This is a genomic window from Piscinibacter gummiphilus, assembly GCF_002116905.1.
GTDB classification, from domain to species: Bacteria; Pseudomonadota; Gammaproteobacteria; order Burkholderiales; family Burkholderiaceae_C; genus Rhizobacter; species Rhizobacter gummiphilus.
In genome coordinates, this window is sequence record NZ_CP015118.1 from 5,032,694 (window position 1) to 5,045,970 (window position 13,277).

Genomic DNA, 13,277 nt, shown 5'->3' on the forward strand with positions numbered 1-13,277 from the left:
CCGGTGGATGGGCAACTTTAATCCCTTCCGCCAGGGCGCCGCCCCGGGGTTGACCAGAACCGCGCCCCCACTGGCCTCCACCCCCCTGCCGGGAGATAATCCGGGTACCACACGAATCGGTGCAGGGGAGTGCCATGGAGAAGGAAGAGGTGCGGGTGGTGATCGTCGAGGACGACGACGACATCCGGGAACTGTTGACGACGCTCATCGAGCTCGACGGCTACCTGGTCCGCTCCGTCCCCGACGGCGAGACCGCGCTCGCGCTTGTCTCCGAGTTCCGTCCGGCCTGCGTGCTGGTCGACCTGACCCTCCCCGGCATCGACGGCGCCGAAGTCACCCGCCAGTTGCGCGCCGAGATCGGCACCGAGCTGGTCATCATCGCCGTCACCGGCTCCCCGTCCACCTCCGAACACGAGCGGCTCGAGCTCGCCGGGGTCGACTTCGTGCTCGCCAAACCCCTGGCCGAGAACGAACTGCGGCGCTTCCTGCCGCCGCTTTGAATTTCTTTACAAACCACGCCCTGATCGATTCACGGCGTCGTCACGCGCCCTGCCTAACGTGCGCCTCTTCACAGAGGAGCACCCATGCATTCCAAGTTGTTGACCGCCCTGGCGGTCACCGCCCTGATCTCGGCCTGCAATTCGAGCGACGACACCACGACGCCCCCGGCCGCCACCACCCCGAAGAACGTCATCTTCTTCCTCGGCGACGGCTACGGCATCGTCCCGATGACCGCCACCCGCATCTACGCCGCCGGCGAAGAGGGTGACCTGACGATCGACACCTTCCCCGAGACCGCGTTCGTCAAGACGTACTCGCTCGACGCCCAGGTGACCGACAGCGCGCCCTCGATGGCGGCCTACATGACGGGCGTGAAGACCCGCAACGAAGTGCTCGGCATGAACGGCGACACCATCGCCTACTCGCCGGCCAAGGACACCGAGACGGGTGTTTCCTCCTCCGTGGACAAGTGCCCGGCCACCGGCAACGGCGCCGCCTCCACCACGCTGCTCGAGCTGGCCATCGCCGCCGGCCGCGCCACCGGCGTCGTGACCACCGCCCGCCTGACGCACGCGACCCCCGCCGCCACGTACGCCCACACCTGCCACCGCAACGCCGAATACGAGATCGCCCGCCAGGCCGTGCCCGGCGGCGCCGGCTACAACGCGGCCCTCGGCACCGGCGTCGACGTGCTGATGGGCGGCGTGAGCCAGTACTGGCTGCCGTACAACGCGACGACCAACCCGGCCGGCCGCCCCGACAAGCGCGACCTCGTCGCCGAACTGAAGGCCAAGGGCTACACCTCGGTCACCGACCTCGACACGCTGAAGGCCGCGCCCACCGCCGCCGGCACGAAGCTGATCGGCCTCTTCGACCAGGCCAAGGCCGAAGGCCACATGTCGTACGAACTCGACCGCGACGCGACGAAGGAACCGAGCCTCGCCGAGATGACCACGAAGTCGATCGACATCCTGTCCAAGCGTGACAAGGGCTACTTCCTGATGGTGGAAGGCGGCCGCATCGACCACGCGCTGCACGGCACCAACGCCCGCCGCGCGCTGTCCGACGCGAAGGCCTTCGACGACGCGATCAAGGCCGCCATCGCCAAGGTCAAGGAAACCGACCCCGAGCTGAAGAACACGCTCATCGTCGTCACCGCCGACCACGACCACACAATGGTGATGAACGGCTACGCCGCCATCACCGGCAAGACCACGGACGCGAACCCCGGCATCCTGGGCCTGATGCGCGACTACACGGCCCCGGCCACCCCGGCGCTCGACGCCGACGGCAAGCCGTTCACCACGCTCGTGTTCGGCAACGGCGAGAACCGCGTCGCCGGCAGCCGCGCGCTGATGACCACGCTGACCGACGCCGCCGTCTACGACAAGAACTACCACCAGGAAGCCGCGATCCAGATGGGCATCGGTGGCGAGACCCACGGCGGCTCCGACGTCTTCCTCGGCGCGATGGGCCTGGGTGCCGACACCTTCCACGGCACGATCGACAACACCGAAGTCTTCTCGCTGGTCCGCAAGGCCGTCGGCCTCTGATCCCCGACGTCACCGGAATCATCCACATGAACAAGCTCAACACCCTGGCACTCGCCCTTTCCGTCGCCGCCTTCGCGTCGCCCGCCCTCGCGGCCGGTGAAGCCAAGAACGTGATCTTCTTCCTCGGCGACGGGATGGGCCCGGTCACCACGACCGCCACCCGCGTCAAGTACTACGACGTCGTCACCGGCGACAAGGTCGTCATGGGCTCGATGGCGATGGACAAGCTGCCGTACGCCGCGCGCATCAAGACCTTCTCGAAGGACGGCCAGACCACCGACAGCGCCCCGTCGATGGCCGCCTACATGACCGGCGTGAAGACCCGCAACGAGACGCTCGGTCTCGACGGCACCACCGTCGCGGTGTCGCCGGGCACCGATCCGGTCACCGGCGTCGGCAGCTCGATCGACAAGTGCCCGGCCACCGGCAACGGCTCGGCCTCGGTCACGCTGCTCGAGCTCGCGATCGCCAAGGGCAAGTCCACCGGCGCCGTCAGCACGGCCCGCCTGACCCACGCCACGCCGGCCGCCACATACGCCCACACCTGCCACCGCAACGCCGAGTACGAGATCGCCCGCCAGGCCGTGCCCGGTGGCGCCGGCTACAACGCGGCCCTCGGTGCCGGCGTGACGGTGCTGCTCGGCGGTGTCAGCCAGTACTGGCGTCCGTACGACGCGACGAACCAGCCGAAGGGCCGCCCGGACGGCCGCGACCTCGTCGCCGAACTGCAGGCCAAGGGCTACACCTCGGTCACCGACCTCACCACGCTGAACGCCGCGCCCAGCACGGCCACCACGCGCCTGATCGGCCTGTTCGACCAGGCCAAGGCCGAAGGCCACATGTCGTACGACGCCGACCGCGACCCGACGAAGGAGCCGAGCCTCGCGCAGATGTCCGTGAAGGCGGTCGACATCCTGTCGAAGAACGCCAACGGCTTCTTCCTGATGGTGGAAGGCGGCCGCATCGACCACGCGCTGCACGGCAACAACGCCTCGCGCGCGCTGAGCGACACGAAGGCCTTCGACGACGCCATCCAGGCCGTGATCGACAAGGTCAAGACCTTCGACCCCGAACTCACCAACACCCTGATCGTCGTCACCGCCGACCACGACCACGGCATGGCGTTCAACGGGTACGGCAAGCGCGGCACCGACATCCTCGGCCCGAACATCAGCTACGCCACCGGCACGGCCAGCAAGGACGCCAACGGCGTCACGTACCCGAACCTCGTGTTCGCGAACGGCTCCAACCGCCCGGACGTGCGTGCCGACATCGACCCGACGGTGATGGCCGCGAAGGCCTACCTGCAGGAATCGGTGATCCGCAAGGGTGGCGTGGGCAGCGAGACCCACGGTGGCGGCGACGTCAAGCTGCTGGCCGCCGGCGCCGGCGCGAAGACCTTCAAGGGCACGATCGACAACACGAAGGTCTTCGGCCTCGTGAAGACGGCGGCGGGGTACTGAGATGGTGACATTCCTCCGCGTCACGGCAGCCGCACTGGCCGTGATCGGGGCGTCCGCCGGCGCGAACACGCCGGCGGCGGCGCCGGCCGCGCCCGCGCCCGACGTCGAAGCCATCGTCAGCTACGAGACCCGGCACGTGATGTCCTCGGGCATCACCCGCGTCGACACCTGGCAGGAACGCCTGGTGCGCCGCGGCGACCAGGTCTGGACCGAACGCATCCTGCCGGCCGCCGTCCAGGACCATGACGACGACCACGACAAGAAGCCCGAGCACATCGGCCACAAGCACTTCAACGGCGACACCGCCGCCCGCTGGCTTCGCCTGCAGGCCGACGGCAAGGTCGACGTCAAGTACGTGGACCGCGAACACAAGGCGGTGGTCGCCATCCCGCGCGCCGAGTACGGCACCGTCGGCTTCGACGGCAGCTGGGCCGGTGCCGCGAACATCGTTCCGGCCGTGCTGGCGAAGTCGATGAAGGCCGGCGCCTCGTCCGGTGAGGCCCAGTGGCGCACCGACCGGCGCGATGGCTGGTCGCATCGCGTGCTGTGGTCGGAGTCGCGGCAGATCGCGATGAAGGTGGAGTCGGTGAAGGACGATGGCACCGTGCGCCGTCTGGTGACCGTGCAGCTGAAGCCCGTGGCGGCGAAGGCGCCGTGGGATCTGCTCGCGGGCTACGCGCAAAAGCGCTACGACGACTTCATGGATTGAATGGAGCCCCCCAGTCGGCTGGCGCCTCCTGCCCCCAGGGGGCGCCACGGGTCGGCCGGGAAACCCGTCCTCGCGTGTGGCTTGAAGGGCGGCTTCGCTTCGCTCGCCTGAGGCGTCCTCCTACAACGGATTGCGCCACCGTTCCGTCGACGGTGGTGGGGCCGGCTCCTACGATGGCGTCTCTTTCCCAAGGGACAGCCCGTGAAAGCCCACGCCTGCGAACGTTGCGGTCAACGCATCTTCTTCGAGAACACCCGCTGCGAGAACTGCGGCGCCGTGCTCGGCTTCGACGCCGACGCGCTGTGCATGCGCGCGTTCGAGGTGGATGCCGAGGGCGCCTGGACGTCGGTCGCCGCGTCCGGTGACGTGCCGCCGCTGCGCCCCTGCGCGCACTACACGACCGGGAACGTGTGCAACTGGCTGGTGGCCGCGGACGACCCGAATCCGCTGTGCCGCTCGTGCCGCACCACCCGCGTGCTGCCCGACCTGGGCAAGCCCGGGAACCTGGTGTACTGGGCCGCCATCGAGACCGCCAAGCGCCGCATGGTCTACAGCCTGTTCGCCCTCGGCCTGCCGCTGCCGGGCAAGGGGGAGGACCCGGACCACGGCGTCGCCTTCGAATTCCTCGAGCAGCTGGAGCCCACCTTCAAGGTGCTGACCGGCCACGACGACGGGGTCATCACGCTCAACATCGCCGAGGCCGACGACGCGCAGCGCGAACACCTGCGCCACCACCTGCATGAGCCCGCGCGCACGCTGCTCGGCCACTTCCGCCACGAGATCGGCCACTACTACTGGGACCGCCTCGTGCGCGGCACGGCGTGGGAGGAGCCCTTCCGCCAGCTGTTCGGCGACGAACGCCAGGACTACACCGCCGCGCTGCAGGCGCACTACCAGTCGCCGCGGGCGGACTGGATGTCGGGCTTCGTCAGCGTGTACGCGAGCTCCCACCCGTGGGAGGACTGGGCCGAATGCTGGGCCCACTACCTGCACATGCTGGACGGCCTGGAGACCGCCGAGGCCTGGGGCCTCGAGTTGCGCAACGCCGTGCCGGGCATGCCGCCCGTGAAGGCCCGCGCGCTGACCCCGGGCTCGAAGCACCTCGAACGCAACCTCGTGCAGAACTGGCTGCCGGTCTCGCAGTTCGTCAACGCGATGGCGCGCAGCCTCGGTGCGCGCGACAGCTACCCCTTCGTCGTTCCCACCCCGGTGATCGACAAGCTCTCGTTCATCCACGACGTCATCCGCGCCGCCGTGCGCGGCGACGTGCCGATGAACTTCACCCCGGCGGTCCCCGCCGCCGTCCCCGAACCTTCCTCCACGGAGCCCAGCCCAGCATGATCCGCATCGCCATCGTCGACGACCACGCCCTCGTCCGCGCGGGCCTTCGCAAGTACCTCGCCGAACAGGTCGACTTCAAGGTCGTGGCCGAAGCCGCCAACGGCAGCGAGGCGCTCGACATCGTCCGCGGCGGCGAAGTCGACGTGCTCGTGCTCGACCTGTCCATGCCCGGCCAGAGCGGCGTCGACGCGCTCGCCGCGATCCGCGCCCGCGCGCCCGAACTGCCCGTGCTCATCCTCAGCGGCTTCCCCGAGGCCCACTACGCCGCGACCCTGCTCAAGCAGGGCGCGAGCGGCTACCTCAACAAGGAGTGCGAGCCGGAGGAGATCGTCTCGGCCATCCACACGCTGGCCCGCGGCCGCCGCTACATCACGCCGCGCGTGGCCGAGCTCATCGCCGACCAGCTCGGCGACAAGTCCAACCTCGCGCTGCACGAGACCCTCTCGGAACGCGAGTTCCAGGTCTTCCTGCGGCTCGCCAAGGGCGAGACCGTGGGCGCCATCAGCGACAGCCTGTGCCTGAGCGTGAAGACCGTGAGCACCTACCGGACACGGGTGATGGAAAAGATGAAGCTCGAGTCCAACAGCGACCTCACCTACTACGCGCTCAAGAGCGGCCTGATCCAGTGATGGGTTGGCTCGCGAAGCTCGTCGGCAATGCGGCCTTCGCGCCGTTCTCGAAGGCCCTGCCCGCGATGGGCGACACCGAACGTGCCGCGCTCGAGGCGGGCACGGTGGGCTTCGAGGGCGACCTGTTCTCGGGCCGCCCCGACTTCGACGCACTGAACGCGCGTGGCCCCAACCGGCTCACCGAAGCCGAGAGCCGCTTCATCGACCACGAGGTGCGCGAGCTCAACGCGATGCTCGACGACTTCGCGATCGACGAGGCCGGCGACCTGCCACCCGAGGTGTGGCGCTTCCTGCGCGAGAAGAAGTTCTTCGGGATGATCATCCCGACCGGCTACGGCGGCCTCGGCTTCGGCCACTTCGCCCACGCGGCGGTGGTCACACGCATCGCCTCCGTCAACGTGGCCACCGCGGTGACCGCCATGGTGCCGAACTCGCTCGGCCCCGCCGAGCTGCTGCTGCGCTACGGCACCGACGCGCAGAAGCAGCACTACCTGCCCCGCCTGGCCGACGGCCGCGAGCTGCCCTGCTTCGGTCTCACATCGCCCCACGCCGGATCGGACGCGGCTTCGATCCCCGACACCGGCGTGCTGTGCGAGCGCGAGATCGACGGCCGCAAGGTCCGCGGCTTCCGCGTCACGTTCGACAAGCGCTACATCACGCTCGCCCCGGTCGCCACCGTGGTGGGCCTCGCGTTCCAGGCCGTCGACCCGGCCAGGCCCGAAGGGCAGCAGCACCTCGGCATCACCTGCGCGCTGATCCCCGTGCCCACGCCGGGCATGACGATCGGCCGGCGCCACCACCCGATGGACTCGGCGTTCATGAACGGCCCCATCCAGGGCGAGGACGTGTTCGTGCCGATGGACTGGGTCATCGGCGGCGAGGAACGCGTGGGCCAGGGCTGGCGCATGCTCATGGAGTGCCTGGCCGCGGGCCGCTCCATCTCGCTGCCCGCGCTGGGCTCGGCGATGCAGCAGACGGCGCTGTTCGTCGTCACCGGCTACGGCCGCATCCGCGAGCAGTTCGGGCTGCCCATCGGGCGCTTCCACGCCATCGCGGCCCTGGCCGGGCGCATCGCTGTCGACCTCTACGCGACCGACGCGGCGCGCCGCTTCACCGCGGCCGCGCTCGACGCGGGCGAACAGCCGAGCCTCGCGGGCGCCATCCTGAAGGTGCAGCTCACCGAGGCCGGTCGCCGCGCGGTGATCGACGGCATGGACATCCTCGGCGGCAAGGGCATCATCCGCGGACCGAAGAACCTGCTGGGCGTGTCGTACCGGCACGCGCCCATCGCGATCACGGTCGAAGGCGCCAACCTGCTGTCGCGTGCGCTGATCATCTTCGGGCAGGGCGCGGTGCGCTGCCACCCGCACGTGCTCGACGAGATGAAGGCCGTGGAGGCCGGCGACCGCGAAGCCCTCGGCGAGGCGCTGCTGGCCCACGGCGGGCACATGGCGCGCAACCTGTGGGGTGCGCTGTTCGGGCTCGGCGTGCGCGGCACGCCGCCGGCGGAGCTGCGTGCCGAGGCCGCGATGATCGCCCGGCTGTCGGCCGCGTTCGCGTTCACCACCGACCTCGCGATGGGGCTACTGGGCGGCAAGCTCAAGCGGCTCGAACTGTTGTCGGCCCGGCTGGGCGACGTGCTGTCGAACCTCTACCTCGCGAGCGGGGCGCTGTGGCGCCACCAGGTCGAGGGCGACCCGGCGCTGCTGCCCTTCGTCCGCGCGGCGATCCGCGTGCAGGTGGCGCGAGGCGCCGACACGCTGCACGAGCTGTACGCGAACCTGCCGTCGGCCGCCGCCCGCGGTCTCGCGCCGCTGCTGCTGCGCGGCACGCGCCAGCGGCGCCCGCTGCGCGACCGGCAGGTGCTGGAACTCGCCGACCTGCTGCGCGACGAGCCCGCGCTGATCCATGCGCTGTGCCCCGACATCGGCACGCCGAAGTCCGGCGGCCTGCTCGACCTGATGCAGGCGCTCGAACTGTCGAAGCCGGTGATGGGGGAGCTGGACGAACTCGACAAGGTGCTGCGGCGCACGCGGTCGTTCGAGCAAGCGGCGGCGCGGTCGAAGGATCCGGCCGCGGCGCTCGCCTACCTGCGGGCGGCGGACAAGGTCATCCAGGTGGACGACTTCCCGCCCTGACCCTCACGACATCAGCACGTGCAGGCTGTGCTCGTAGAGCCCGGTCAGCCGGTCGAACCCTTCCAGCAGGTTCTCGCTCGCGCGGCTGAGCGCGAGGCGCCCCTCGCCGCGGTCGATGGACCGCAGGCCGTGCAGCAGCTTGAGCCACTCGTCCCGCGCGGCCTGGAGCGCCTCGCGGATCTCCGCGTTCGACAGCGGCGCGGCCTCCAGCTCGGCCAGCGCCGATTCGAAGCGCTGCTGCAACGGCACGAGCCGCGTGTGGCGTTCGGCATCGCCCAGCAGTTCGGCGAGCAGCGCCTCCTTCACGAGGCGCTGGCTCAGCATGCGCTGGCGCCCGCACAGGTTGACCACCTGCAACGCATGCCGCCCCGCCGTGGCCTCGAGCGTCTCGACGAGCGCCTCGGCACGGGACAACAGCACCTCGGCCAGCGTGTCGACGTGGCCCAGCCAGCCGGGCACGTTGCGGTGGGCCAAGGCGTCGGCCAGCATCGTCCAGGCCTCCTGCGTGGCGGCCACCGCGGCCAGCGGCCCGTCGCCCGGCATGCCCGCGGGCCGCAGCGCCATCAGGTGGCTGAGCAGTTCCACCGCCCGGGCCTCGCACGCCTGCTGCAACCGCCGCGTGCGGTGCACGTCGACCCCGGCCGCGTGCTGGGCCGCGAGCTTGACGACCCGCTGCGACAGCATGCGCAACTGCCCCGCCTGGTTCAGCGCCTCGGCCCACGTGGCCGCCTCGATGACCGAGCGCGACACGTCGCCGATCTTCAGCTTGGCCTGCATCGCCGCGCCACGCAACAGGCGGAAGGCCTCGTCCTCGTCGAGCCCGCGCGCAGCGGCGAGCACGCCCTTCGCCCGGTCCACCCACTTGCGTTCGTCGAACCGTGACTTCACGTCGGCGAGTTCACGGCGCACCGCCGCCTCGCGCGCCCAGCGCAGCCGGTCGAGGGCCAGGCCGGCGCTCAGCGCGGTGGGGTCCGGCCACCAGCCGGCGAGTCCCAGTTCCATCAGGCGGGCCAGCAGGTTCCCGGCCGGCATCTCGCCCACCCCGCTGACCGGGCACGGCGGCTCGCCACCCCACCCTGCCAGGGCCTCGGCCAGGTCCGCCGCCGGGGCGGCCACCACGACCTGATCCGGTGCATGCGTGGCCACCTGCCGCACCAGATCGCGGCAGCCTTCCCCGTCGATGGGCACGAGGTCCGGCACCCCGCGCAAGGCCTCGCGCATCGGGTCGAGGGAGGCTCCGGGCGATGACAACAGCAGCAGCACGAGGGACATGGGGCGTGGTCGGGGCAAGAATCGGGGGGCGCCGGGGCCGCCATTTTGACGGGCCGCGCCGGTGGCCTGCATATTGCATCAGCGTCGGCGCGGTGCAACGACGCACCAGCAAGAACCTCGCCTGCCGCCTGCCTTTCGCAGGCCACCCCGCCTCCCGGGGTGCGCGCCCGGCCCTCCCCCTTTTTGTCTCACACGCCCCCGACGGGTTCGCCATGCGAGCCCTTCGGGCCCGTTCGTTTGTATCCCGCATTGGAAAGGTGAATCATGGAAGCCCCGTTTTTCGAGTTCGAAGCCGAGTTCGTGCGATCGCTGCGCTGCGTGCCGATGGTCGTTCGCTTCAAGCTGGACCAGTGCGGCCTGAAGCTGTCGCTGCGGGCATGGAACCTGTTCGACGACAGCGTGCGCGGCCGCCTGGTCGTGCTGCCCACCACGACCCCGGCCGACACCGCGCGCTACCGCGACTTCGTGGTGGCGGCGCTCGAGGCCGTCGAGCAGCCGGTGGTGCAGGTCGAGGTGGAGCCGCTGCCGGCATGGATGAACCGCTCCGCGGTGCCCCAGCCGGTGGCGCGCAAGGCCCGGTCGCTGGACCTGGGCGAGCCCGAGCCGGCGCTGTGGTCGAACCTGAACCCGCTGCAGCGCTTCGCGCTGACGAAGCTCACGCGCGGCAGCAACGAGAACAGCAAGTTCCTGCCGGCGCTGCGCGAGTTCGGCCTGACGGTTTGACCGTCAGCGCGCGTCAGGCGCGTTCGATCAGCAGGTCTTCGTAGAACGCGCCGAAGGGCCGTTCCGGGTGGGCGATCTGGATCTCGAGGATCCACAGGCCCGCGGCCGGGCAACCGGCGTAGTCGCCCAGGTCGCCCGCCTTGTAGATGGCGTGCGGGAAGTCGCTGACGCGGTGGCCCTTGATGTCGTGGTTGAGCCGCCAGCCCATCGCCTGCGCCTGCGCGTCGGCGAAGCTGTAGAGGCCCTGCCCCGTCAGTTCGCCCTTGTCCCACTCGGCCTTGACCACGTGCCACAGGGCGCGCGCCGCCTCGGCGCACGCGTGCATCTCGGGGTCGTCGCCCACCACGAAGGTGTCGCCGGCGTCGCCCTCGTGGCCGTCCCACACCGGACCGATGTCGATGAAGAAAATGTCGGAGTGGCCGAGCACGCGGTCCGGGTCGGACCGTTCGTTGTACTTCTTCAGCGTCGCTTCGCCGAAGCGCACGATCACCGGGTGCCAGATGCGCTGCATGCCCATGCCGTCGAGCACGGCCCGCGCATGGACGTTGGCCTGCTGCTCCGTCATGCCCGGCACGATGCCGGCGGCGATGCGCCGCACCGCGGCGTTGGACTGCTCACGGGCGTGGGCCATCGCGGCCAGGGAGTACTTCGGGCCGACGGCCTCGCGGGAAACGGGAGTGGACATGGGGGAACGGAAAGGCAGGTGACAGCGCCGTCGGAATCGGCATATAGAATGATACATAGCGACGATTCCACACCTCGTTGTTCGGTTATATAAGCCGACATACACCGAGCCCTCCCCTCCGACTTCGAACGCACCATGTCCCGTACCCCTGCCCGCCTCGCCGCCGCCCTCGGCCTCCTCGTCTGCTGGCCGGTGTGGGCCGCCGACCTCACCGTCTCGGCCGCCGCGAGCCTGACGAACGCCTTCAAGGAGATCGCCCCGCTGTTCGAGGCGCAGAACCCGGACACGAAGGTGCAGCTGAACTTCGGCGCCTCGGGCGCGCTGCTGCAGCAGATCGCCAAGGGCGCGCCGGCCGACGTGTTCGCCAGCGCCGACCAGGAGTCGATGGACCAGGCCCAGGCCCAGTCGCTCGTGAAGCCGGCCGAACGCCGCAACTTCGTCTCCAACAGCCTCGTGGTGATCGTGCCCGCCACCGGCGCCCCGTCGCCCAAGGCCCTCGCCGACCTGGGCCAGCCCGCGTACGGCCGCATCGCCATCGGCCTGCCGGCCAGCGTGCCGGTGGGCCGCTACACCAAGGGTGTGCTCGAGAAGGCGGGCCTCTGGACCACCATCGAGCCGAAGATGATCGGCGCGCAGAACGTGCGCCAGGCCCTCGACTACGTGGCCCGCGGCGAGGTCGACGCCGGCTTCGTGTACGGCACCGACGCCGCCGTGATGGCCGACAAGGTGAAGGTGGCCCTGACCGTGCCCACCGAGGTGCCCGTGCTGTACCCCATCGCCCCCGTGGCCTCCGGCCCGAACGCGGCCGCCGCGCGGAAGTTCGTGGCCTTCGTGCTGACCCCGCCGGCCCAGGCCGTGCTCGCGAAGTACGGCTTCGGCAAGCCCTGAGCCATGGATGGCGCCTGGGTGCCCCTGGCCCTGACGCTGAAGGTCGCCGGCTGGGCCACGTTCCTCAACCTGCTGCTGGGCGTGGGCACGGGCTTCCTGCTCGCACGCAAGCGCTTCTTCGGCCGCGAGCTGCTCGACGCCGTGCTCACGCTGCCGATGGTGATGCCGCCCACGGTGCTCGGCTACTACCTGCTCGTGCTGATCGGGCGCCGCGGCCCGCTCGGCGAGTGGCTGCAGTCCACGTTCGGCATCAGCCTGATCTTCACGTGGCAGGGCGCGGTGATCGCGTCCACCATCGTCGCGTTCCCGCTCGTCTTCAAGGCCGCTCGGGCCGCATTCGAATCGGTGGACCCGCAGCTCGAGCAGGCCGCGCGTGTGCTGGGCCTCGGTGAAGCCGCGGTGTTCCTGCGCGTGACGCTGCCCCTCGCCTGGCGCGGCATCATGGCCGGCCTGCTGCTCGCGTTCGCGCGCGCCACCGGCGAGTTCGGCGCCACGCTGATGGTGGCCGGCAGCATCCCCGGGAAGACGCAGACGCTGTCCATCGCCGTCTACGAAGCCGTGCAGGCGGGGCAGGACGACCTCGCCAACTTCCTCGTGCTCGTGACCTCGGTGACGTGCATCGCGGTGCTGTTGACGGCCGGGCGGCTCGCCCCGGGCCGGGTGGCGGGACAGGCCTGACATGGACCACTCGACCCGGCCCACCTGGGACCTCGACGTCCGCCGCCGCCTCGAACACGCGGGGCGCCGCTTCGACCTCGACATCCGCTTCACCAGCGACGCCCGCCGCCTCGTGCTGTTCGGCCCGTCGGGCGCGGGCAAGAGCCAGACGCTCAAGCTCATCGCCGGCCTCGCCGGGCCCGACTCGGGGCACGTGCGCCTCGCGGGCGACACGCTGGTCGACCGCACCACCGGCATCGACGTGCCGCCACGCGCCCGCCGCCTCGGCTACGTGTTCCAGGACTATGCGCTGTTCCCGCACCTCACCGTCGCGCAGAACATCGCGTTCGGCCTCGACCGCGGGCTGCTGAACCCGCGCCGGTCCGCGCGCGACCCCGCGGTGCTGCGCTGGATGGAGGCGTTCGAGCTGACCCCGCTCGCGGCCCACCACCCCGAGCAGCTCTCCGGCGGCCAGCGCCAGCGCACGGCCCTCGCGCGCGCGCTCGTCACCGAACCGCGCGCGCTGCTGCTCGACGAACCGTTCGCGGCCCTCGACGGCACGCTGCGCGCGAAGCTGCGCGGCGAACTCGTCGACCTGCAGGAGCGCCTCGCGATCCCGATGGTCGTCATCACGCACGACCCCGCCGACGTGGAGGTGCTCGGAGACGAGGTGCTGCAACTCGCGGACGGGCGCATCGCCGGCAAGTGATGGCGTATG

13 protein-coding genes are annotated in these 13,277 nt (G+C 70.5%); 11 read left to right on the forward strand and 2 right to left on the reverse strand.

Annotated features, from left to right (window positions below; all coding sequences use genetic code 11):
- Nucleotides 1-134: 134 nt before the first annotated feature.
- The 7 genes from A4W93_RS22965 to A4W93_RS22995 all read left to right on the forward strand — a co-directional run bounded on the left by A4W93_RS22965 (nt 135) and on the right by A4W93_RS22995 (nt 8,334).
- A complete protein-coding gene (locus A4W93_RS22965) occupies nt 135-500 on the forward strand; it encodes a response regulator (RefSeq protein WP_085752822.1) in 366 nt (121 codons plus the stop codon).
- Between the two features lie 84 nt (nt 501-584).
- The gene (locus tag A4W93_RS22970) at nt 585-2,054 is read left to right on the forward strand and encodes an alkaline phosphatase (protein ID WP_085752823.1); all 1,470 of its coding nucleotides are present in this window, start codon (nt 585-587) and stop codon (nt 2,052-2,054) included.
- 26 nt (nt 2,055-2,080) lie between these two features.
- The gene (locus A4W93_RS22975) at nt 2,081-3,517 is read left to right on the forward strand and encodes an alkaline phosphatase (protein WP_085752824.1); all 1,437 of its coding nucleotides are present in this window, start codon (nt 2,081-2,083) and stop codon (nt 3,515-3,517) included.
- A gap of 1 nt (nt 3,518) precedes the next feature.
- Nucleotides 3,519-4,226, forward strand: coding sequence for a hypothetical protein (locus A4W93_RS22980; protein WP_085752825.1), 708 nt, complete (start codon nt 3,519-3,521; stop codon nt 4,224-4,226).
- A gap of 201 nt (nt 4,227-4,427) precedes the next feature.
- Complete coding sequence (locus tag A4W93_RS22985; protein WP_085752826.1) at nt 4,428-5,567, forward strand: zinc-binding metallopeptidase family protein; 1,140 nt, start codon at nt 4,428-4,430, stop codon at nt 5,565-5,567.
- Nucleotides 5,564-6,196, forward strand: a complete 633-nt coding sequence (locus A4W93_RS22990) for a response regulator (RefSeq protein WP_085752827.1) — start codon at nt 5,564-5,566, stop codon at nt 6,194-6,196. Before A4W93_RS22985 ends, A4W93_RS22990 begins: the two co-directional genes overlap by 4 nt.
- Complete coding sequence (locus A4W93_RS22995; RefSeq protein WP_085752828.1) at nt 6,196-8,334, forward strand: acyl-CoA dehydrogenase; 2,139 nt, start codon at nt 6,196-6,198, stop codon at nt 8,332-8,334. The genes A4W93_RS22990 and A4W93_RS22995 overlap by 1 nt, the downstream gene beginning before the upstream one ends.
- A 3-nt stretch (nt 8,335-8,337) precedes the next feature.
- Here A4W93_RS22995 and A4W93_RS23000 read toward each other — a convergent pair whose 3' ends face one another.
- A complete protein-coding gene (locus A4W93_RS23000; protein ID WP_085752829.1) occupies nt 8,338-9,606 on the reverse strand; it encodes an ANTAR domain-containing protein in 1,269 nt (422 codons plus the stop codon).
- A gap of 264 nt (nt 9,607-9,870) precedes the next feature.
- Between A4W93_RS23000 and A4W93_RS23005 the strand changes: the two genes are divergently transcribed.
- Nucleotides 9,871-10,329, forward strand: coding sequence for a nitrate reductase associated protein (locus A4W93_RS23005; protein WP_085752830.1), 459 nt, complete (start codon nt 9,871-9,873; stop codon nt 10,327-10,329).
- A 13-nt stretch (nt 10,330-10,342) separates the two neighbouring features.
- On the opposite strand, the gene A4W93_RS23010 is transcribed toward A4W93_RS23005, so the two are convergent.
- Complete coding sequence (locus A4W93_RS23010) at nt 10,343-11,014, reverse strand: M24 family metallopeptidase (protein WP_085752831.1); 672 nt, start codon at nt 11,012-11,014, stop codon at nt 10,343-10,345.
- 135 nt (nt 11,015-11,149) lie between these two features.
- Between A4W93_RS23010 and modA the strand changes: the two genes are divergently transcribed.
- The 3 genes from modA to A4W93_RS23025 are packed head-to-tail and all read left to right on the forward strand — an operon-like array spanning nt 11,150 to nt 13,268.
- A complete protein-coding gene (modA, locus tag A4W93_RS23015) occupies nt 11,150-11,902 on the forward strand; it encodes a molybdate ABC transporter substrate-binding protein (RefSeq protein ID WP_085752832.1) in 753 nt (250 codons plus the stop codon).
- Between the two features lie 3 nt (nt 11,903-11,905).
- Nucleotides 11,906-12,580, forward strand: a complete 675-nt coding sequence (gene modB / locus A4W93_RS23020; protein ID WP_085752833.1) for a molybdate ABC transporter permease subunit — start codon at nt 11,906-11,908, stop codon at nt 12,578-12,580.
- 1 nt (nt 12,581) lies between these two features.
- A complete protein-coding gene (locus A4W93_RS23025) occupies nt 12,582-13,268 on the forward strand; it encodes an ABC transporter ATP-binding protein (protein ID WP_085752834.1) in 687 nt (228 codons plus the stop codon).
- Nucleotides 13,269-13,277 lie beyond the last annotated feature (9 nt).

What these genes read in the sequence shown, in the direction of transcription:
- A4W93_RS22995 (WP_085752828.1), top strand. Translation starts at nt 6,196, where the DNA reads ATGGGTTGGCTCGCGAAGCTCGTCGGCAATGCGGCCTTCGCGCCGTTC.
- A4W93_RS22975 (WP_085752824.1), top strand. Translation starts at nt 2,081, where the DNA reads ATGAACAAGCTCAACACCCTGGCACTCGCCCTTTCCGTCGCCGCCTTC.
- A4W93_RS23000 (WP_085752829.1), bottom strand. Translation starts at nt 9,606, where the DNA reads ATGTCCCTCGTGCTGCTGCTGTTGTCATCGCCCGGAGCCTCCCTCGAC.
- A4W93_RS22990 (WP_085752827.1), top strand. Translation starts at nt 5,564, where the DNA reads ATGATCCGCATCGCCATCGTCGACGACCACGCCCTCGTCCGCGCGGGC.
- modA (WP_085752832.1), top strand. Translation starts at nt 11,150, where the DNA reads ATGTCCCGTACCCCTGCCCGCCTCGCCGCCGCCCTCGGCCTCCTCGTC.
- A4W93_RS22980 (WP_085752825.1), top strand. Translation starts at nt 3,519, where the DNA reads ATGGTGACATTCCTCCGCGTCACGGCAGCCGCACTGGCCGTGATCGGG.
- A4W93_RS23025 (WP_085752834.1), top strand. Translation starts at nt 12,582, where the DNA reads ATGGACCACTCGACCCGGCCCACCTGGGACCTCGACGTCCGCCGCCGC.
- A4W93_RS23010 (WP_085752831.1), bottom strand. Translation starts at nt 11,014, where the DNA reads ATGTCCACTCCCGTTTCCCGCGAGGCCGTCGGCCCGAAGTACTCCCTG.
- A4W93_RS22970 (WP_085752823.1), top strand. Translation starts at nt 585, where the DNA reads ATGCATTCCAAGTTGTTGACCGCCCTGGCGGTCACCGCCCTGATCTCG.
- modB (WP_085752833.1), top strand. Translation starts at nt 11,906, where the DNA reads ATGGATGGCGCCTGGGTGCCCCTGGCCCTGACGCTGAAGGTCGCCGGC.
- A4W93_RS23005 (WP_085752830.1), top strand. Translation starts at nt 9,871, where the DNA reads ATGGAAGCCCCGTTTTTCGAGTTCGAAGCCGAGTTCGTGCGATCGCTG.
- A4W93_RS22965 (WP_085752822.1), top strand. Translation starts at nt 135, where the DNA reads ATGGAGAAGGAAGAGGTGCGGGTGGTGATCGTCGAGGACGACGACGAC.